Here is an 18,893-nt window from a genome sequence, read left to right as displayed (position 1 = left end):
CCCCTGAACCGTCAGGCCGGGCTCGCTTTTGCTGGGGCCCGCGCTGGCGAAAGGCCCCTTGTCCAGCCTAGGTAGCCTGCCAGCCCGCCCGCGATCAGACCCAGTAATACGGTCAAACTCGGCGGTATCTGACTATAGGCGGCAAAGAGCCCGTCCAGTCCCGCCATATCGGGCGCAAACCACATCACGACCGCCTGAAGGATGACGAAAAATGTCGCGACCAGCCACGGGGCGCCATTCTTGCGATCTAAAAAATACAGGGCCATCGCGAAGGTCGCGACCATGGCGTCGCTAATTGCTATCGTATCGAGAACCTGCCGGGGACCCTCGCTGCCAATCACATTCATCCAAGGGAACGCTTGATCCATCAGGCGGCTGAAAGGCGATTCGAACAGGATCATCGGTGTCGCTAGCATATATCCAGCGTGGAGTTTGATATTGCGCCGATTGCGCAAGGCCAGATAAAATAGGGTCAGGTAGGCGGTAATGGCGATGGCCATGCCGATTCCGAATGCTGGTCCCAGAACCGCGATGAAGGGGCTTTCAAGCGTCGCGAAGCGCGCAGCCGAGACATTGATAATCATCACGAAGCCAACGATGAGCAATGGGAACAAAGCGAAGCTCGCCTTGCCCAACGTCTTATGAAACGTATTCATGCGGCGGTGAATAGCGAGGCTTTGGACGAAAAGCAGCAGCAGCCAGCTTGTCGCGGTAACGGCATGGACGTGGAATGCGAGCGGGACGTTGCCGATCATCGTGAAATAGCTCGCCCAAAAGCCGGTCACAGTAACCAGCAGCACGAAACCCACGAAATAGTGGCCGTATTTGTATGGCATCGCTCCATCCCCCAATGAGCCGACCCAAAGAAATACTAGCACGCAAATAGCGTAGGGCAAAGCTGCTGCTAAATTTCCCTTAAACGCGAGGCATCCTTTTGCCTCAAACAGCCTACAGGCTTAGTCCGCAAACGGGTCGTTAGCCGACCTTACCCACCGCACCCTTTGCAAGCGGGGTCCTTGGCAATCGTGAAGGCGCGCATGCCCGGGTCCATTCCGTCGAGCAGGTGGACGCGGCTCCAGTCGGAGCGGCCGTAGGCACTGGTTCCGTCCAGCAGCACGCGGATGGCCTGCATCGCGGCAAAGGTTCCGATCCAGCCTGCCATCGCGCCAAGCATGCCGTCTTCCGCGCACGTGTCACAGTCCTCTGCATCGAAGGCATCGCCCACGAAACAGCGATAACAGGATTCACTTTCAAAATGACCTGCAAAGGCCCCGACCTGGCCCTGGAAGCGGCCCACAGCAGCCGACAGCAGGGGGACGCCAGCGCGCACGCACGCATCGGAAACCGCGAGGCGCGTTGCGAAATTGTCGGTGCCATCGAGCACGAGGTCCGCTCCTGAAACAAGCGCATCGACATTGCCTGCATCGATCCGGCGGTCACTGATCTCCACATCCAGCCTGGGGTCGAACAGCGTGACCCAGCGCTTGGCGCATGGCGCCTTCCCGTGACCGACATCGCGTTCATTATACAGCGTCTGGCGTTGCAGGTTGCTGGGGTCGACCTTGTCGTCATCGACCAGCGTGAGATGGCCGATACCCGATGCCGCCAGATATTGCAGCGCGGGCGAGCCGATGCCGCCCAGTCCGATCAGCACCAGGTGCTTGCCCGCCAGCGCCATCTGACCCGCGCCGCCGATTTCAGGCAGCACGATATGGCGGGCGAAACGATCAAGTCTCTCTGGTGACAAGCTCATGGAAAGCCTGTTGGCATCATGTGGGGAAGCTGTCGACAGGCCTCTGCGAGGGGCCTGTCGTTCAGCAAGGTTTTCGTGCCTTGAAGTGCGAACCGAAGGGCGCGAAAAGTCTGGTCAGCTTTCGAGCTGACGCAGCAGACTGCGGACATCACCGTCCATGTCGGCATCGCGTTCGCGCAGGTCTTCGATCAGGCGCACAGCGTGGATCACGGTCGAATGATCGCGTCCGCCGAACTTGCGTCCGATTTCCGGATAGCTGCGCGGCGTAAGCACCTTGGACAGGTACATTGCCACCTGACGCGGGCGGACCACGGCGCGGGCGCGCCGCTTGGATGACATTTCGCTGCGATCGATCCGGTAGAACTGGCAGACCGTGCGCTGGATCTCGTCGATCGTGATGCGGCGGCGGTTGGCCGACAGGATATCGGTCAGCTGTTCTTCTGCCAGCTGGAGCGAGACTTCCTGCCCCGTCAGCTGTGCGTAGGCGATCAGTTTGTTGAGACCGCCGACCAGCTCGCGAACGTTGCGGGTGATGGTCCGGGCGAGAAATTCGAGCACGTCTTCAGGCACGGAAAGCGGAGCAAACTTGCTCAGCTTGGAGTGCAGGATCTTCTTACGCAGCTCGATATCGGCGGGCTGGATGTCGGCAACGAGGCCCATCGACAGGCGGCTGAGCAAACGTGGCTCCACCCCGTCCAGCGCCTGAGGCGCGCGGTCGGCGGCAAACACCAGTCGCTTGCCTTCGTTCAGCAGCGCATCGATCGTGTAGAGCAGTTCTTCCTGTGCGGAAGCCTTGCCGATGATGAACTGGATGTCGTCTACCAGCAGCAGGTCGAAGCTGCGCAGGCGCGCCTTGAATTCCATCATCCGGTTTGCCTTCAGGGCCTGGACGAATTCGACCATGAAACGCTCGGCGCTGCAGTAGAAGATACGGCTGCGCGTATGCGTCTTGAGGAAGGTGTGCCCGATGGCATGCAGGAGGTGCGTCTTGCCCTGGCCGGTGGCACCCTTGAGATAGAGCGGGCTGAATTGCGGCTTTTCTGTCGCGGACATGCGCTGTGCCGCGTTGAAAGCGAGGATGTTCGCTTCGCCGGTTACGAAAGCGGCAAAGCTGAGCGAGGCGTCGAGGCCGACGCTGGAAGTGAAGCCATGATCGCCCAGCGTATCTGCGCCGATTGCCATCATCGAATGGTCGGCATCATTGGCGGGGCGGCGGCCATCGCCATGGAGGCGCAGGTCGGCAACCTGGCGGCGGCCCGGGTGAACCGAAATGTTGACCTTGCGAACTTCGCTACGGGCGATTTTCCAAGCCAGGCTCAGGCGATCGGCAAAGCGGTCCTTGACCCAATTGGCACTGAATTCGGTCGGCAGGAAAAGGTCGAGCGTACCGCTTTCGTTGTCGATTTTGCCGAGCTGGATCGGCTTGATCCACTGGCTGTGCAATTGATGCCCGAGATCCTTGCGGAGCCCCTGGCTGATGTCAGCCCAATCGGCTGCCAGGTTAACCGCCTCCAGATCCTCCATGTCGTCTTTTGCCTTCCGCTTGTTCGCGAGGTCACCCGATTTGACCATTATGATTTCCAACCCCCAAGAGTCCGGCAGTCCAGCCAGCTTATTGTTATGTTGGCAAAAGGAGGTCGGCATGGCTCTGCCCTTGCCCGGAATCGTGCGATTCACGGGCTTTCCCCCAATTACCATCGATGTGAGAACCCAGGCTGTCCCCCCCGGGCATGACCATTTGATAAGGCCCAGACGCGATGAGTCGCAAGGGGGATAACTGTAAAAAACTTGAAATAAACTTGTTGACTCGCGCTATGCCGCAGCCTGCCGTTCAACCAATTGATTTTGCGCGCTTATGGCCGTTTTTGGCACGCGAATCGTGGGAAACATTGGGTTTTAATTTCGGCTCCCTCAGACGGCGGTGTCAATCAACCGAAAGAATAGCCCAGACGTGTCAAAGGGGCCGACACTTCTGGTGTCGACCCCTTTGAGAAAATCGAGCCCGGCGTGTGCCGGAGCCAGCGAATCAGAGCGCTGCGACGCGCTTCGAAAGGCGGCTCATCTTACGAGCGACCGTGTTCTTGTGCATTACGCCGCGAGCAACACCGCGAGCCAGTTCCGGCTGGGCTGCCTGGAGGGCGGTCTTGGCCGCATCCTTGTCGCCACCTTCGATGGCGAGCTCGACCCGCTTCACGAAATTGCGAATGCGGCTCATGCGGGCACCGTTGATCTCGGCGCGGCTGTTGTTGCGACGGATGCGCTTTTTGGCTTGCGGCGTATTGGCCATGTTTGTCCTCGGTCGGGCCGCACGTTGGCGCGGCGAAAATCTAATCTGGTCGTGTCGAAAAAGGCGGAAGTTCCGCCGGAAAGCGGCGCACTTAGCGTTGAGTGCCCGAATCGTCAAGCACATCATCGCACTTGGGGTTACAATCGAGGAACCGCGTGCACTGGCTCCTGTTGCCCTTATATGGGAAGCGTATGCGAAAGGACAATGTGTGACTGACAAGCTTGAGAAGAGCGATGCCGAATGGCGCGAGAAGCTCACCCCTGAACAATATCACGTCCTGCGCGAAAAGGGGACGGAACGCGCCTTTACCGGCAAATACGACAAGAACAGCCAGGAAGGCGAATATCACTGCGCTGCCTGCGGCCAGCTTCTGTTCGAAAGCGGCGAGAAATATGACAGCGGCTGCGGGTGGCCGGCATTCACTGCGCCTGCAGAAGGCGATGCGGTGGAGGAGCACCGCGATACCAGTCACGGGATGATCCGCACCGAAGTCACGTGCTCCAGATGCAGTGGCCACTTGGGCCATGTGTTTCCTGACGGTCCGGGCGATACCGGCCTGCGCTATTGCATCAATTCCGCCGCGCTTGATTTCGAACCCGAAGATTGAGCTCTGCCTGTGCGCAATAATTCCGGTGCGTTCAGCCGGGGTTGAGGCTCGCCATGCAAGATTGTGGCATCTATAGGGCAATGCTGGCCGCATGAAGGGTTTTGCGAAGAATGGATAAAAGAGGCAGCCGGCGCAAGAAAGCGACGCGCGCGCAGCGTGCATCGCGCGCCGAGGCCGAAGGCCGCAAACCGCCGAGTAGGTTCTGGCATTGGTCCAAACGCCTCATTGTGTGGGGCGGGGCGCTGGCCCTTCTCGGCGCGCTTTTCCTCGCCATCGCGGTCGGGTTCGCTTCCCGCTCACTGCCGAGTTTCTACCAGCTGAAAGCCACGCAAAACGCGCAGACCATTGTAGTGCGCGCGCGTGACGGAACGGAGATTGTCGAGCTTGGTCCCAGCTACGGAAAATGGCTGGCTTCGGACGAAATTCCCCAGGTCATGAAGGACGCGATGATTTCGGTCGAGGACCGGCGCTTCTATTCTCATCCGGGCGTCGACCCCTATGGCTTGACCCGCGCCGTCTATGTCTGGGCGACGGGCGAAGACCGGCTTGGTGCGACCTCGACGATTACTCAGCAGCTGGCGCGTAATGTATTCCTTAATTCCAATCGCACAGTTGATCGTAAAGTGCGCGAAGCCGTGCTCGCGATGGCGCTGGAGTGGAAGTTCTCCAAGGAACAGATTCTCGAGCTTTATCTCAACAAGGTCTATTTCGGCGGCGGCGCATACGGCGTGGATTCGGCCAGTCGCAAATTTTTCAGCCATCCCGCAAATGAACTTTCCGTAGGTGAAGCGGCGATCATCGCAGGTCTCGTCAAGGCGCCGAGCCGCTATTCGCCGACCGCCGACGTTGATGCTGCAGTTGCCCGTGCGAGTGTTGTACTCAGCCTGATGCGCGAGCAGGGCCGGATCAGCGCAGACGAGGCGAATGTCGATATCTCGGCAGTCAATCTCAAGGAAGAGATCGGTCAGAATTCGGTCCGCTACTTCACGGACTGGGCGCTGCCGCAACTCGACCTGCTGCTACCCGAGACGTTCGAGCCGATCGAGGTTTGGACAACCCTCGATGTCGGGATGCAGCGCGCTGCGACTGCCGCGGTACAGGCCAATGTTCCCGAGGGCACGCAAGGTGCTCTGGTCAGCCTCGACCGGGACGGGGCCATCCTCGCGCTTGTCGGCGGCACAGATTATGTCGAGACCAATTACAACCGCGCGACCAACGCCCTGCGCCAGCCGGGATCGAGCTGGAAGCTGTTCGTATACCTCGCCGCGCTCGAGGCCGGATACACGCCGGACGACCGGGTCGTTGATACGCCGGTCAAGATTGGCGACTGGAGCCCGCGCAATTCCAATGGCCGGAACATAGGCGAGACCGATTTGCGCACTGCCTTCGCTTATTCGGTGAACACGGTTGCCGCACAGCTCGGCAATGAAGTGGGCTTTGGGCAAGTGGCATCGATGGCGCGCCGATTCGGGATCAGCACGCCGATTAATTCTTACCCGGCGATGGTCTTGGGTTCGAACGAGGTGCGCCTCCTCGACATGACGCGTGCATTTGCCGCGATCTCGGCAAAGGGCGCTTCGGTGGAGCCTTTCGGTATCGTCAAGGTGACGACCGCCGATGGCGAAAAACTCTACGAGCATGAGCGTGCCCGCAGCACTCAGCTGGTTCCGGATCATGTCGCCGCCGGGATTACCGATCTGCTGCAGGCAGCTGTGCAGACCGGCACTGGCCGTGCCGCCCAGATCGGCCGTCCGGTCGCAGGCAAGACCGGAACCACCAGTTCCAACAAGGACGGATATTTCGTCGGCTTTTCTTCCGGCATCACCACTGGTGTCTGGATGGGCCGGGACGACAACAAGCGCGTTGGCGGCTTGCAAGGCGGCCGTGCGCCGGCCCAGGCGTTCGCAGCGTTCATGCGTTATGCCGTGAAGGACCGCCCGGTTGAGGAATTCGATACCGATCTGAAGCTGCCCGAATGGCAGCTCGAAGAAGATGACGAGTATTTCTTCGGCGATCCGGACGACTATTATTACATCGACGAGCAAGGCAATCTGATCGAGCCGGGCCGCGCGCCTGAAGGCAGGGTCGATGAAATGCCGTTCCCTGTCGAAGGCGAAGTGCCCCGTCCCCAGCCGACCGACCCGACCCGGCCTCCGGTGACCCAGCCGCCTACAGGCCGGGGGGCCGACGGTGCACCGCAGGCCATCGGTGACGATTTTCTCGACCGCGCAACCGGACGCGGCGAACGTCCTCAGCGGCCAGAACGCCCCAGACAGTAGCCAAAGAAAAAGGCCCTCCCGGCGATGAACCGGAAGGGCCTTTTTCTTTGCTTTGCTGAGGGCTTAGCGGGTCAGGCGAACAGCCACGTATTGGGCCGGGCGACCGCGGCGCTGCACGCGTAGCAGGACTGCCTCGCGATTATCGGCTTCGGCACTGCGCACTGCCGCTTCCAGATCGCTGACGCCGCTTAGCGGACGATAATTCGCGGTGAGAATGATGTCGCCGCGCTGGAGGCCCTTGCGAGCAGCATCCGAGTTGCGGTTTACCGAGGCCACGACAAGACCGTCCGTATCGCTATCGGCACCCAGTTGGCGCGCGATCTGCGGCGTCAGTTCGAGGACCTGCAGGCCGAGGCGTTCCTCGATAACCTCATTGTCGCTCGGCTCCATGTCCTCTTCTTGCTCGGCATCGGGATCGAACATCTGGCTCTGGCGAAGTTCCTCTTCGCTGGGCCGCTTGCCAACGGTGATGTTGATATTCCGTCGTTCGCCATCGCGGTAGACCATGAGCGGAATGGTGGTGCCCGGAGCGATGTTCGCCACGAGATAGGACAGCGTCGTTTCCGGCGTCACTGCGCGGTTGTTGACCGACAGGACGATATCGCCTGGCTGAAGACCGGCGCGCTCGGCAGGCTGGCCCGGCTGGACCGACTGCACGAATTCGCCGCGATTGCGTTCCAGGCCGAGCGATGCGGCGACATCTTCCGTCACCGGCTGGATCTGAACACCCAGATAACCGCGCTCGATCTCAACGCCGTCACGCAGCTGCGCGACGATTGGTTCGGCGATCTCTGCGGGAATGGCGAAACCAATGCCGACGCTGCCGCCGGAAGGCGAATAGATCGCATTGTTGATGCCGATCACGTTGCCCTGCATATCGAAAAGCGGCCCACCCGAATTGCCGCGATTTATCGCAGCGTCGGTTTGGATGTAGCGGTCATATGCGCCTGCGCCTGTATTACGCAGGACGCTCGAGACAATGCCGCTCGTCACGGTTCCGCCAAGCCCGAACGGGTTGCCGATCGCGACGACCCAATCGCCCACGCGGGCCTGACGTGAATCGCCAAAGCGAACAAAGGGGAAGGGCTCGGAGCGGCTGACCTTGAGTACGGCGAGATCCGATTGCGCGTCGGTGCCGACCAGCTCAGCTTCGTATTCGGTGCCGTCGGGCAGGGTAACAGTAATTTCTTCAACCGTACCGCGGCCAGATGGCGCGACGACATGGTTGTTGGTCACTACATAGCCGTCTGCCGAAATGAAGAAGCCCGAGCCGAGCGACTGGCCTTCGCGGAATTGCGGTTCTTGCTGCTGCTGATCGCCATTGCGGCGATTGAACAGTTCTTCGAACGGCGTGCCTTCGAACGGATTGCCGCCGTTGCGGTTGGCAACTTCGATGCGCTGGCGGGTCGAGATGTTAACCACGGCAGGCTGCAATTGTTCGGTGAGGTCGGCGAAGCTGGCCGGTGCGCCTGCGCGCGGGACCACATTGGCCATTTGCGCATCGTCATTCTGGGCGACTTGAGCGCCGGCGGGATATCCGGCGATGGAAAGGGCAGCGCCACCGGCTAGCAGGGCGGCGGTTACGGAATATGCATATCGCACTGGCTTCACGTCCTTCATTTCCTCTTCGATACTGTCTGCGCGCAGCTCGCACTTCCTCTATGCGGGCCCCGGCAAGGAGTTCCGCTGCGCAGAGTGCAAAAGGGCGCTGAATGCCCCTTGAACGCTAATCGATCCGTTCGACGAACCGTCAACGGCGTCCGCGGAACTGCCGCAGATACTCATTGTTCGGCGAAAGGATGATGCTGCTTTCTGCGTTGCTGTTCTCAGGCGAGAAGGTCGCATCATAGCTCTGCATGGCGCGGTAGAAGTCATAGAACTGCGCATCCTTGCCGAACGCTTCGGCATAGATACGGGCGCTTTCTGCATCCGCTTCTGCGCGAATGATCCGCGCATCACGGCCGCCCTGGGCACGGATCGTGCGAGCCTCACGCTCACGATCCGATTCCATCCGGCGGAACGCCGATTGAAGCGGTGCGTCGGGAAGATCGGTGCGCTTGATCTGCACATCGACCACTTCCGCGCCGTATTGGCGCGCCTGGCGGTCAAGGTTCGCACGCACGTTGGCCAGGGCGTTGCCGCGCTCTGCCGTCAGCATCGACTGGAAAGTTCTACGGCCCAATTCCTGGCGCAGGACCGAATTGAGGATCGGCTCGAGCGCATTTCGTACACCGTCCGTCGACCCGGCACGTTCCACCATCCGGACAGGATCCGTAATGCGGAAGCGCGCATAGGCGTTGACGAGCAGGCGCTGCTGGTCATTCGAGAGAACTTCCTCGTCATTCATTTCGAGATCGAGCAGGCGCTTTTCGACGCGCACGACCCGGTCGAGAAATGGGACGCGGAGGTAGGGGCCAGCTTCGGTGGTGCCGTTCGGAGTGTTGACGACACCGACCGGATTACCCGTGCGGATAATAACGACCTGCTCTTCTTCCGGCACGATATAGACGCTCATCATGAGGCCTACGATGGCGATGGCGAGCACGACGACTGTCGCTTTGTGGTCTTCCCAGATGCGTTGCATGTTCATGGCCATGTTACTGGCCCTCCTGCGCGGTCACGGTGGTGGTAGGCGCGTTCTGCTGAGCGCGGCGCCGGATTTCCGGCAGCGGCAAGTATGTCGTCACGCCTTCGGTTTCGACGATCGTCTTGTCGGTTTCTGACAGGACCCGCTCCATCGTCTCGTAGTAGAGGCGCTGGCGCGTAACTTCCGGAGCAAGGCGGTACTGTTCGTAGACCTTGTCGAAGGCCTCAGCTTCACCTTCGGCGCGGGCCAGCACCTGTTGTGCGTAACCGCGTGCCTGGTTGCGGGCTGCGTCGGCGTTCTGCTCGGCCACTTGGACATCGCGGAAAGCGTCGACCACTTCTGCGGGCGGATCGGCTTTCTCGATTTCGACACCCAGGACGCGGATGCCGGCACCGTAGGAATCGAGGGTGCGCTGCATACGCTCACGCACATCGAGTTCGATGGCGGCACGCCCCTGACCCGAGAATGTTTCATCCAAGGCCTTTTCGGCAACCGCAGCGCGCATTGCGGCCTCGGCTACTTCGTTCACCGTTTCAATCGGGTCGACGAGGCGGAACTTGAAACTTTCAAGGTCGCTGATGTTCCAGCGCACGATATAGCTGAGGTCGACCAGGTTCTGGTCGCCTGTCAGGATCAACTTCACCTGTTGTCCGGATTCGGGGATCTGTACGGTGCGGACACCCTGCACGTCTTCGACATCCACAGTCTCAATGGGGAAGGGCGCAGAAAACTGCAGTCCCGAATCCATCGTGCGCGAATAATTGCCGAGCGTTTTGACCACTGCCTGCTGCTGCGGGCCGATGAGGTGGACGCTGGTGGCAAGCAGTCCGATCACGAGGATCGCGACAATCGCGACCGGGAACCAACTCTTGCCGCCCGGGCGCTGAGGGAAGCTGAAGTTGGGGCCGCCAGGGCCGCCAGTACGGCGCGGGCCTTCCGGGCCGCGGCTTTTGAAGATGTCTTCTATGTTCGGGCCGCGGCGACCGCCGTCCCCGCCGCCGCTGGGCGGAAGCCAGGGATTTTTGGGGCCACCGGATTTGCCGCCCTTGGGCGCATCCCTGTCACCGCCGTCACCTGAGGAATCTCCTTTGGAGCCCCAGGGATTTTTACCGTCAGCCATTGCGAGGCCGATCCTCTTTCCAAACCCGTCAAAAATTCTCATGAATGTCTTATAGGTAGCCTTCGGCGGAAAAACAGGGGTTGCGGCCTGTAATTCGATGCTACAGCAGCGCGCAGCATGGCGATTAGCGATTTAACCGACGATCTTCCCCCCGAATTTGCCGATCGAGTGAGCGGTGCAACGCTCAAGAACGGGCGTGCAACCCTGGTTCTCGACGCAAGCGGGCTTGAAGAAGCAGAGCGAGAAGCTCTCGAGCGCGATATCACCGGGCGGCTGACTGCCCGCGATGATGTCGATGAAGTGCGCGTGGTGATGACGGCTGAAAAAAGCGGTCCGCTGCTGATTGCAATCGGATCGGGCAAGGGCGGGGTCGGCAAATCGACCCTGACCGCAAATCTGGCAATCGCGCTTTCCCGCCAAGGTATGAAGGTCGGGCTGGTCGATGCGGATATCTATGGTCCGTCCCAGCAGGTCATCTTCGGCACGCAGGATGCCAAGCCCGAAGCGCGCGACAACAAGCTAGTGCCGGTCGAAAGCCGGTTCGGCATTCCCATGTTGTCGATGGGACACCTGGTGCAGCCGGGCCGGGCAATCGCCTGGCGCGGCCCGATGGTCGGCAACGCCCTGTCGCAGATGATCGACGCGCACTGGGGTAACCGCGAGGTCATCCTGATCGACCTTCCGCCGGGAACAGGCGATGTGCAGCTGACCATGCTCCAGAAATACAAGCCTGCTGGCGCAGTGCTGATCTCCACCCCGCAGGACCTAGCGCTGATCGATGCCGCTCGCGCCGGACAGCTGTTCGAAGCGGCCGGAGTTCCGATTATCGGCCTTGTCGAGAACATGGCCGGGTATGCGTGCCCCCATTGCGGTGAAGTGTCCGATCCCTTCGGTTCGGGCGGTGTCGAAGCCGCTTCCGAGCGGCTCGAGCTCCCGTTCCTGGGACGCATCCCGCTCGACCTAGCGATCCGGCAGGGCAGTGACGCAGGCGATCCGCCAGCTGCCGGTGACGGTGATCTGGCTCAACCCTTCAATGCTATCGCCGGAAAGCTCGCCGAATGGATCTCCGCGAAGAGCTGAAAAACCTTGGCGAGCGGGTAAACCTGCCCGCAGTGTCGCGCCGCCAATTGCTGGTGGGCGCGGCGGCAACAGGCGGCTTGCTGGTGGCATGGACGCTATGGCCGCGCAATTATCGCAGTCCGATGCTGGCCGAAGAAGGCGAGGCGGAGTTCGGCGGATGGTTGACCATCGGCCGTGACGGGGTGGTGACGGTTGCCATCCCGCAGCTGGAGATGGGGCAGGGCATCACGACCTTGCTGGCGCAGGTCGCAGCTGTCGAACTGGGGGCCGACTGGCGGCAGGTCGGTGCCGAGCCGGTACCGCCATCGGGGCATTTCCCCAACCTTCCCCTGGCCGCGCACTGGGCGCCGATGTGGGCAAATTTCCCGTCGCTTGCGGATGAGCCGGACGATTGGCTGGTCGAACGCTTTGCTGCCTCGCACAGCTTCAACGCGACAGCAGGCGGAACCGGCCTGGCCGCTTATGAGGGGCCCTTGCGGATTGCCGCGGCCAGCGCGCGCGACATGATGGTGCGGGCAGCCGCCGAGAGGTGGGAGGTTTCTGCCGAAGAGTGCGAGGTCAGCGAGGGGTTCGTGCGGCATTCCGCCCACGAGGCGCTGAGGTTCGGCGAGTTGGTCGATGAGGCGCGCGAACTCGATCCGCCCGATCTCGCTCCGCTGAGACCGCAAGCCGCATTCGAAGAACCGGTGTTCGGCGAAGCGGACGCGCAAACCAGCTTCCCGCGCATAGACCTGCCATCCAAGGTCGATGGCAGTCATTTGTTCGCCGGAGATATTCGCCTGCCGGGCATGGTCTTCGCCTCGATCCGCCATGGGCCGGTCGGACTGCCCGAACTGTTTCGGTTCGATGAGAGCGCAGTCGCTGGAATGCGCGGCATTGTCGGCGTCATCAAGTCGAAGCGCTGGCTGGCCGCCGTGGCTCAGAGCTGGTGGATTGCCGATCAGGCGCTTTCCCGGATGCGCGCGCACTTCACCGGTCCGGGCGCGCTCGAACAGGCGGTACTCGATACGGAGCTGGAGCGTGCTTCGGAGCAGCGCGAGGACAATTTTGAGCGGATTGCCGAATTCGGTGACCCCGATACCGCACTCGCCCAGCCATCATTTGTCCGGCGATACGACATTGCCCCGGCAGTCCACGTCCCGCTGGAAACGGCGAGCGCGACTGCACGCTATGCGGACGGCAGGCTGGAACTGTGGATGGCGTCACAGGCCCCGTCCGCAGCGCAGGCGGCGGCAGCCAAGGCGATCGGGATCAGCGTTGATGATGTGGTCTTCTATCCCGTTGCTGCAGGCGGCAGCTTCGATGCGCGCCTCGAAAAACAGCACGCGATCGAAATTGCGCAGATCGCGGCAGAGATCGGTAGGCCGGTCCAGCTGACATGGTCGCGCGTGCAGGATTTGCAGGCGACGCCCCCGCGCGCGCCCGCGACTGCGGAGATGGCTGCGCGTATCGGCGGTGACGGACAGCCGGTGGCATGGCGTGCGCGGGTCACTACTCCACCAGCGATGCGCGAAATGGGGCATCGCCTGTTCGATAACCTTACGCCGGAAGCGGCACGTGCCGAAAGCCGAGGCAAGGCTGACCCCCTGGCGGTTGCAGGCGGCGTCCCACCCTACGGGATCGCCGATGTGGCCTTAGATCATGTTCCTGCGAGCATCCGCCTGCCGGTCACCAGGATGCGCGGAGGGGCGGAGGCCATCACGGGCTTCTTCACTGAATGCTTCATGGACGAGCTGGCTTTCGAGGCCAAGCGCGACCCGTTTCTATATCGCATGGCCCTGCTTGGCGGGGCTCCGCGCATGGCGGAATGCCTGCGCCGCGCGTCGCGGCTGGGCGATTGGGATGGCGGTCGGCCAGGAAGCGGGCAGGGGATCGCAATGGTGCGCATGGGCGACACGCCGGAAAACGCCGGGCACATTGCCTGCGTTGCGCAAGCCGGATTGGGCAGCGGCGGCGCGCGTGTGACCAAGCTGACTGCCGCCGTCGACATCGGCCGCATCGTCAATCTCGATATTGCGCGCCAGCAGATCGAAGGTGGGCTGATCTTCGGCCTGTCGCTTGCCCTTGGCTCTGCCGTCCGCTTCGAGAATGGCCACCCGGTGCCGCGCAATATCGGTGATCTGGGCTTGCCGCGACTGGCCGATTGTCCGGAGATCGTGGTGGACTTCATTCCCAGCGAGGCGGAACCCTTCGACGCGGGAGAGCTTGGTGTAGCCGTGGCGGCACCAGCGATCGCCAACGCACTTTTTGCAGCGACCGGCCTACGAATGCGCAGGTTGCCGCTCCTTTCCGAAGGTCTGTGAGGCTTATAAATTGACTTGGCAGGAACAACAGCTCCCCGGTGATCACCCTCCCGTAAAATCGGGCAAGATCGGGGTGCTTGTCGTGAATCTCGGAACGCCCGAAGCTCCGGAAAAAGGGCCGGTCAAACGCTATCTGGCAGAATTCCTGTCCGATCGGCGTGTCGTCGAAATTCCGCCGATTGCATGGCAGCCGATCCTGCGGGGCATCATCCTCAACACGCGCCCCAAGAAAAGTGCGCACGCCTATGCCCAGGTCTGGACCGATGAAGGATCGCCGCTTGCCGTAATTACGCGCAAGCAGGCCGAGGCCATGCAGGCGCGGCTGGGCGACGATGTGAACGTCGACTGGGCGATGCGGTACGGCAATCCGTCGATCCCGGACCAGATGCAGAAGCTGATGGATGCCGGCTGTGACCGCATTCTGCTGGCACCGCTCTATCCACAATACAGCGGCGCGACGACGGCAACGGTTGTGGACAAGGCTGCGGATAAGCTGCGGGAAATGCGTTGGCAGACGAGCTTGCGGACCCTGCCGCCGTATCATGACGATCCCGCTTACATCGATGCCTTGGCCAAAGATCTGACCAGCCAGCTTGGTGCGCTCGATTTTGAACCCGAGGTGCTCATTCTGAGCTTTCATGGGATGCCGAAGCGTACGCTGGAGCTGGGCGATCCCTATCATTGCCATTGCCAGAAGACTTCGCGCCTTTTGCAGGAAAGGATGGCGGATAGCGGCCTGCGCTTTCGCACGGCCTTCCAGTCGCGCTTCGGCCCGGCGAAATGGCTGGAGCCGGCAACCGATACGGTGCTGGAAGAAGAAGCAAGGGCAGGGACAAAGCGCTTGGCTATTGCTGCGCCAGGATTTTCTGCCGACTGTCTGGAAACGCTTGAGGAGCTCGCGATCCAGGGCAAGGAACAGTTTACCGAGGCGGGCGGCGAGCAGTTTGCGGCCCTTTCCTGCCTCAACACGTCAGACGCTGGTCTGGACATGCTGGAGCAGATATTGCGCCGGGAATTGTCGGGCTGGATTTAAGTCTCAGGATTACTTACAACGAGGTAAGTAGTCAGGAGCAACTGAATTCATGGCCAGCATCGCCGCGCATCAACCCGCTGAAATCGAGCCCAAACATTGGGCCGAGGGCAATCCGTCCTTGCAGGATCTGGCGCATATTCCGGGCGAAGGCGGCCTGCCGGTCGTGGGCAATACATTCAAGATGCTTGCCGATCCGCACGGCTTCACGCGCAGGGCGGTCGAGAAGTTTGGCCGGGTCTACAAGAACAAGGCTTTTGGCGGCTGGAACGTCGCGCTGATCGGCGCCGATGCGAATGAGCTGGTGCTGTTCGACCGGCAAAAACTGTTCAGCAGCGAGCAGGGTTGGGGGCCCATTCTGGACCAACTTTTCCCGCGCGGGTTGATGCTGATGGATTTCGATCATCACCGCGTCGACCGCCGCGCCCTTTCGATTGCATTCAAGCCCGGACCGATGCGGCACTATTCGGACAGCCTCAATCGGGGCATTGCCACGCGGATGGACGAGTGGGGCGCGGGCGACATGCAGTTTTACCCTGCGATCAAGGAGCTGACGCTCGATCTCGCGGCTGACAGCTTCATCGGCATTCCTTGGGGCCCCGAAGCCGACCGGATCAACGAAGCTTTCGTATACATGGTTCAGGCATCGGTCGCGCCGGTGCGCAAGCCATTACCGTTCACGCTCATGCGCAAGGGCGTGAAGGGCCGGGAATTCCTGGTCGACTATTTTACCAAGGAAACGCACAAGCGCCGCGCAGAAGGCGGCGGGCAGGACATGTTCAGCCAGTTCGCGACAGCAGAATATGAAGACGGATCGCTCATGCCGGTCGACGAAGTTGTCGACCACATGAACTTCCTGATGATGGCTGCGCATGACACCATCACATCGAGCGCGACATCGCTGATCTGGCTGCTTGCGAAGAACCCCGAATGGCAGGAAAAACTGCGGCAGGAAATCGAGAGCGTGACCGGCGGGATCGACGCCTCAGGCCGCCCCCGCGATCTGGCTTACGAAGATCTCGGCAAGCTCGAACTGACCGAGATGGCCTTCAAGGAAGCATTGCGGATGGTGCCGCCAGTGCCCTCGACCCCGCGGCGTGCCCTGCGTTCTTTCGAATACGGCGGGTACCGCATCCCGGCAGGTACGCACGTGGGCATCAACGCTCACTACGTCCATCACGAGGAACAGCATTGGGAAACGCCGCACACGTTCAATCCGATGCATTTCACGCCCGAAGCGGTAAAGGCCCGTCACAAATATGCGTGGGTGCCGTTTGGCGGCGGTGCGCACATGTGCCTAGGGCTGCACTTCGCGTATATGCAGGTGAAAATCCTGCTGGCGCAGATGCTTCCGCGTTACCGGATCGAATTGGCTGACGGCGATCCCGATTGGCAGGCATGGCCGATCCCCAAGCCCAAGGACGGGCTGAAGATCAAGCTGACCGCCATCTAGAAATCGATAGCGATGCCATCCTTGACCCAGTCGCCATAGCGAGTGGGGCTGAGGTCTTCGTCGACCTGCCCCTTTTTCGGCTTTGGCGGCGGTTCACTGTTCCAGTGGTCGGGCTTCTCGAATTTCTCGGGCCGCTTGGTTGCGCGTTTGGTCATAAAGATGAAATGCGCAGGCTGGCGCGAGGTTTCAAGAGCGAGTAGGCGCTTCGCCCATGGCACAACCTCCCGGCATTCATGCGCGCAAGGCCGCGCTCAAGCTCCTCGATGCGATTCTTCGCAAGGGCGAAACCCTGGACGTCGCGTTCGCGGTAGCTACCAGGGAGGTGCGCAAATTCGAAGACAAAGCGCTTGCGCGGGCGATCGCAAGCGAAGGCCTGCGCTGGCTGGTCGATCTCGACAACGCGATCGACAGCGCGACGAAAAACAACCTTTCGCCCGATTCCAAGCCCCGCATGGTGCTGCGGATGATGCTGGCACAGTGGCTGCGGCTCGAAACGCCGCCTCATGCTGTGCTGGCAACTGGATTGCCGCTGCTGGCTGGCGGCCCTCGCCGGTTGGCGCACGGCGTATTCTCGACGCTCAACAAGCAGGAAATTTCGCTGCCCGAAGCTCCGACGCTGCCATCAAATGTTGCAGCGCGCTGGGGCGACAAGGCCGACGCTATCGCCCGCGGCCTGTCCGAACCACCGCCGCTCGACCTGACCCTGCGCAATCCGGCAGAGACCGAGCAATGGAAAGCCAAGCTCGCCGCCGATAGCCTCATGCCGGGTCATCTGCGCCTGCCGCGCGGAGAGAATGTCGAAAAGCTGGCAGGGTTCGATGACGGCGCGTGGTGGGTGCAGGATATCGCTGCTTCGCTTCCGGCGAGGCTGCTGGGCGAGGGAGAGGGGCGCCAAGTCCTCGACTTGTGCGCCGCGCCGGGCGGCAAGACGCTGCAACTGGCGGCGCAGGGCTGGAAAGTCACGGCGCTGGATATCTCCAAGCGGCGGCTCGACCTGCTGAAACAGAATTTGAAGCGGACGAACCTCAAGGCCGGCACCGTGCGAGCCGATGCCTTGATCTGGGAGCCAAAGCATCAGTTCGATGCGATACTGCTCGATGCGCCCTGCACGGCAACGGGCACCGCAAGGCGGCATCCGGATGTGCTGCACCGGATCGGTCAGGCGCAGATCGAGGAAATGACAAAGCTGCAGGATGCCTTGCTGGAGCGGGCGCAGACCTGGCTGAAACCCGGCGGCGTGCTGGTCTATGCTGTCTGCTCGCTCGAAGCTGAAGAGGGTGAGGCGAGGGCGCAGAAGGTTACGCTGTCCCCGCAGCCTATCACCGCTGCGGAATTGCCGGACGGGGTCGAGCCTACGGCTGAGGGGTGGCTGAAGACCGATCCGAGCATGCTGAACGAACACGGCGGGATGGACGGGTTCTTCTTCGCGCGCTGGCAGGCAGGGGCCTAGTTTACCTCAAGCACAGCTTCCGCGAGCATTCGGCCCGATACCCAGGCCGATTCCACTCGCGGAGCAATCAGCCAATCGCCGCAGACGCCAATCGCGTTGGCCTTGTCCCACATGTAATCCTTGCCCGCAGAGCCGGAGCGCGCATAGCGCCAGCGATGAGCGCTCGATGCCACGCGCGGGGGCAATGAGGTTTCAATAGCCTGTTCCAGATGCCCGAGCAGCGCGCTTTCAATCGTCGCGGCATCATCTTCGAGGTGATTGCGGGACCATTCGGGCTCTGCCTGGATAACCCAGCATTCTTGGCTTTCTCTGCCGGGCTTTGAATTGTTGCGCGCCGCCCAGCCTATAGGACCTTGGTCGCGCAAAGTGTTGGGCGTGAAATCAAGTGGCTGCGCAAATGCAGCCATCACGGTCCAGCACGGATCTGCCTCCGTCGTATCCGCGATCCGGGCCATGCTCTGGTCATGCGGTGCCAGCATTGGTGCAGCCTGTTCCGCGGGCAGGGCAATCACGACCGCATCATAGTTTTTTGTCGGAGCGCCATCACCATGAAGCTGCCAGCCGCCGCTTTGTTTCGAGATGCTTTCGATCCGCACGCTGAACGCGGGATCAAGCGCCTCTGCCATGTGGCGCAAAGGGGCATTCATCGCCGGCGTTCCGACCCAAGCCTCTGGTCCAGCCGAAGGCCACCTGCCTACGATGCCGAGGTCTGCCCAGTGCCGTACCTGCTCTGTGAACCCGGGGTCGCGGGCGGTGAAGTACTGGGCACCGTGATCGAAGCGCAGGGTCTCGCCCTGCGCTTCCATCCGGCGGGTCGACATGCGGCCGCCTGCCGCGCGGCCCTTGTCGAAGAGTTCAACCTCGTGCCCGCCCTCGGCAAGACGCTGTCCGCAGCTGAGGCCGGCCATACCGGCCCCGATGATCGCAATCCGCATGCGCCCGGT

General features: G+C 61.5%; 16 protein-coding genes. 7 read left to right on the top strand and 9 right to left on the bottom strand.

Annotation, left to right across the window (positions count from 1 at the left end; all coding sequences use genetic code 11):
• Positions 1–11 precede the first annotated feature (11 nt).
• The 4 genes from K3166_RS10595 to rpsT form a co-directional block, all read right to left on the bottom strand.
• The gene (locus K3166_RS10595; protein ID WP_221422197.1) at positions 12–836 is read right to left on the bottom strand and encodes a hypothetical protein; all 825 of its coding nucleotides are present in this window, start codon (positions 834–836) and stop codon (positions 12–14) included.
• Between the two features lie 149 nt (positions 837–985).
• Positions 986–1,753, bottom strand: coding sequence for a HesA/MoeB/ThiF family protein (locus tag K3166_RS10590; protein ID WP_221422196.1), 768 nt, complete (start codon positions 1,751–1,753; stop codon positions 986–988).
• A gap of 114 nt (positions 1,754–1,867) precedes the next feature.
• Positions 1,868–3,325: a chromosomal replication initiator protein DnaA gene (gene dnaA / locus K3166_RS10585; RefSeq protein WP_221422195.1), complete on the bottom strand. Its 1,458-nt coding sequence runs from the start codon at positions 3,323–3,325 to the stop codon at positions 1,868–1,870.
• Between the two features lie 454 nt (positions 3,326–3,779).
• The gene (gene rpsT / locus K3166_RS10580; protein WP_221422194.1) at positions 3,780–4,040 is read right to left on the bottom strand and encodes a 30S ribosomal protein S20; all 261 of its coding nucleotides are present in this window, start codon (positions 4,038–4,040) and stop codon (positions 3,780–3,782) included.
• Between the two features lie 208 nt (positions 4,041–4,248).
• On the opposite strand from rpsT, the gene msrB reads away from it, so the two are divergent.
• Positions 4,249–4,647 carry a peptide-methionine (R)-S-oxide reductase MsrB gene (gene msrB, locus K3166_RS10575; protein WP_221422193.1) on the top strand — a complete coding sequence of 133 codons (399 nt, stop codon included), beginning with the start codon at positions 4,249–4,251 and terminating at the stop codon, positions 4,645–4,647.
• A 110-nt stretch (positions 4,648–4,757) separates the two neighbouring features.
• On the top strand, positions 4,758–6,926 hold the full coding sequence (locus K3166_RS10570) for a transglycosylase domain-containing protein (protein ID WP_221422192.1): 2,169 nt from the start codon (positions 4,758–4,760) through the stop codon (positions 6,924–6,926).
• A gap of 63 nt (positions 6,927–6,989) precedes the next feature.
• Here K3166_RS10570 and K3166_RS10565 read toward each other — a convergent pair whose 3' ends face one another.
• The 3 genes from K3166_RS10565 to hflK form a co-directional block, all read right to left on the bottom strand.
• A complete protein-coding gene (locus K3166_RS10565) occupies positions 6,990–8,546 on the bottom strand; it encodes a DegQ family serine endoprotease (RefSeq protein WP_221422191.1) in 1,557 nt (518 codons plus the stop codon).
• A gap of 130 nt (positions 8,547–8,676) precedes the next feature.
• Entirely contained in the window at positions 8,677–9,510 is an 834-nt protein-coding gene (gene hflC, locus K3166_RS10560) for a protease modulator HflC (RefSeq protein ID WP_221424073.1), read from the bottom strand.
• 13 nt (positions 9,511–9,523) lie between these two features.
• Complete coding sequence (gene hflK, locus K3166_RS10555) at positions 9,524–10,633, bottom strand: protease modulator HflK (RefSeq protein ID WP_247714616.1); 1,110 nt, start codon at positions 10,631–10,633, stop codon at positions 9,524–9,526.
• A gap of 117 nt (positions 10,634–10,750) precedes the next feature.
• Between hflK and K3166_RS10550 the strand changes: the two genes are divergently transcribed.
• The 4 genes from K3166_RS10550 to K3166_RS10535 are packed head-to-tail and all read left to right on the top strand — an operon-like array spanning position 10,751 to position 16,499.
• Positions 10,751–11,713, top strand: coding sequence for an Mrp/NBP35 family ATP-binding protein (locus K3166_RS10550; RefSeq protein WP_221422189.1), 963 nt, complete (start codon positions 10,751–10,753; stop codon positions 11,711–11,713).
• Positions 11,692–14,016, top strand: coding sequence for a molybdopterin cofactor-binding domain-containing protein (locus tag K3166_RS10545; protein WP_221422188.1), 2,325 nt, complete (start codon positions 11,692–11,694; stop codon positions 14,014–14,016). Before K3166_RS10550 ends, K3166_RS10545 begins: the two co-directional genes overlap by 22 nt.
• Before the next feature lie 10 nt (positions 14,017–14,026).
• Complete coding sequence (hemH, locus tag K3166_RS10540; RefSeq protein ID WP_221422187.1) at positions 14,027–15,049, top strand: ferrochelatase; 1,023 nt, start codon at positions 14,027–14,029, stop codon at positions 15,047–15,049.
• 49 nt (positions 15,050–15,098) lie between these two features.
• Positions 15,099–16,499: a cytochrome P450 gene (locus tag K3166_RS10535; protein WP_221422186.1), complete on the top strand. Its 1,401-nt coding sequence runs from the start codon at positions 15,099–15,101 to the stop codon at positions 16,497–16,499.
• Here K3166_RS10535 and K3166_RS10530 read toward each other — a convergent pair.
• Positions 16,496–16,654, bottom strand: coding sequence for a DUF1674 domain-containing protein (locus K3166_RS10530; RefSeq protein WP_221422185.1), 159 nt, complete (start codon positions 16,652–16,654; stop codon positions 16,496–16,498). The two genes, K3166_RS10535 and K3166_RS10530, sit on opposite strands and share 4 nt — an antisense overlap.
• A 56-nt stretch (positions 16,655–16,710) precedes the next feature.
• Between K3166_RS10530 and K3166_RS10525 the strand changes: the two genes are divergently transcribed.
• Positions 16,711–17,949 (top strand): RsmB/NOP family class I SAM-dependent RNA methyltransferase, encoded by a 1,239-nt coding sequence (locus K3166_RS10525; RefSeq protein WP_221422184.1) that lies wholly within the window; start codon positions 16,711–16,713, stop codon positions 17,947–17,949.
• On the opposite strand, the gene K3166_RS10520 is transcribed toward K3166_RS10525, so the two are convergent.
• Complete coding sequence (locus tag K3166_RS10520; protein ID WP_221422183.1) at positions 17,946–18,884, bottom strand: NAD(P)/FAD-dependent oxidoreductase; 939 nt, start codon at positions 18,882–18,884, stop codon at positions 17,946–17,948. The two genes, K3166_RS10525 and K3166_RS10520, sit on opposite strands and share 4 nt — an antisense overlap.
• Positions 18,885–18,893: the final 9 nt, after the last annotated feature.

The sequence above is a fragment of the Qipengyuania psychrotolerans genome, from assembly GCF_019711355.1.
In the GTDB taxonomy this organism is placed as follows: domain Bacteria; phylum Pseudomonadota; class Alphaproteobacteria; order Sphingomonadales; family Sphingomonadaceae; genus Qipengyuania; species Qipengyuania psychrotolerans.
The sequence above is the reverse complement of the archived record's forward strand: the minus strand, read 5'-3'. Positions and strand labels throughout refer to the sequence as shown.

Bases quoted from the DNA above. Each gene is read 5' to 3' on its own strand.
- hflC (WP_221424073.1), bottom strand. From the start codon at position 9,510: ATGCAACGCATCTGGGAAGACCACAAAGCGACAGTCGTCGTGCTCGCC.
- K3166_RS10550 (WP_221422189.1), top strand. From the start codon at position 10,751: ATGGCGATTAGCGATTTAACCGACGATCTTCCCCCCGAATTTGCCGAT.
- K3166_RS10525 (WP_221422184.1), top strand. From the start codon at position 16,711: ATGGCACAACCTCCCGGCATTCATGCGCGCAAGGCCGCGCTCAAGCTC.
- K3166_RS10545 (WP_221422188.1), top strand. From the start codon at position 11,692: ATGGATCTCCGCGAAGAGCTGAAAAACCTTGGCGAGCGGGTAAACCTG.
- K3166_RS10590 (WP_221422196.1), bottom strand. From the start codon at position 1,753: ATGAGCTTGTCACCAGAGAGACTTGATCGTTTCGCCCGCCATATCGTG.
- K3166_RS10570 (WP_221422192.1), top strand. From the start codon at position 4,758: ATGGATAAAAGAGGCAGCCGGCGCAAGAAAGCGACGCGCGCGCAGCGT.
- hflK (WP_247714616.1), bottom strand. From the start codon at position 10,633: ATGGCTGACGGTAAAAATCCCTGGGGCTCCAAAGGAGATTCCTCAGGT.
- rpsT (WP_221422194.1), bottom strand. From the start codon at position 4,040: ATGGCCAATACGCCGCAAGCCAAAAAGCGCATCCGTCGCAACAACAGC.
- K3166_RS10520 (WP_221422183.1), bottom strand. From the start codon at position 18,884: ATGCGGATTGCGATCATCGGGGCCGGTATGGCCGGCCTCAGCTGCGGA.
- K3166_RS10565 (WP_221422191.1), bottom strand. From the start codon at position 8,546: ATGAAGGACGTGAAGCCAGTGCGATATGCATATTCCGTAACCGCCGCC.
- dnaA (WP_221422195.1), bottom strand. From the start codon at position 3,325: ATGGTCAAATCGGGTGACCTCGCGAACAAGCGGAAGGCAAAAGACGAC.
- K3166_RS10535 (WP_221422186.1), top strand. From the start codon at position 15,099: ATGGCCAGCATCGCCGCGCATCAACCCGCTGAAATCGAGCCCAAACAT.
- K3166_RS10595 (WP_221422197.1), bottom strand. From the start codon at position 836: ATGCCATACAAATACGGCCACTATTTCGTGGGTTTCGTGCTGCTGGTT.
- K3166_RS10530 (WP_221422185.1), bottom strand. From the start codon at position 16,654: ATGACCAAACGCGCAACCAAGCGGCCCGAGAAATTCGAGAAGCCCGAC.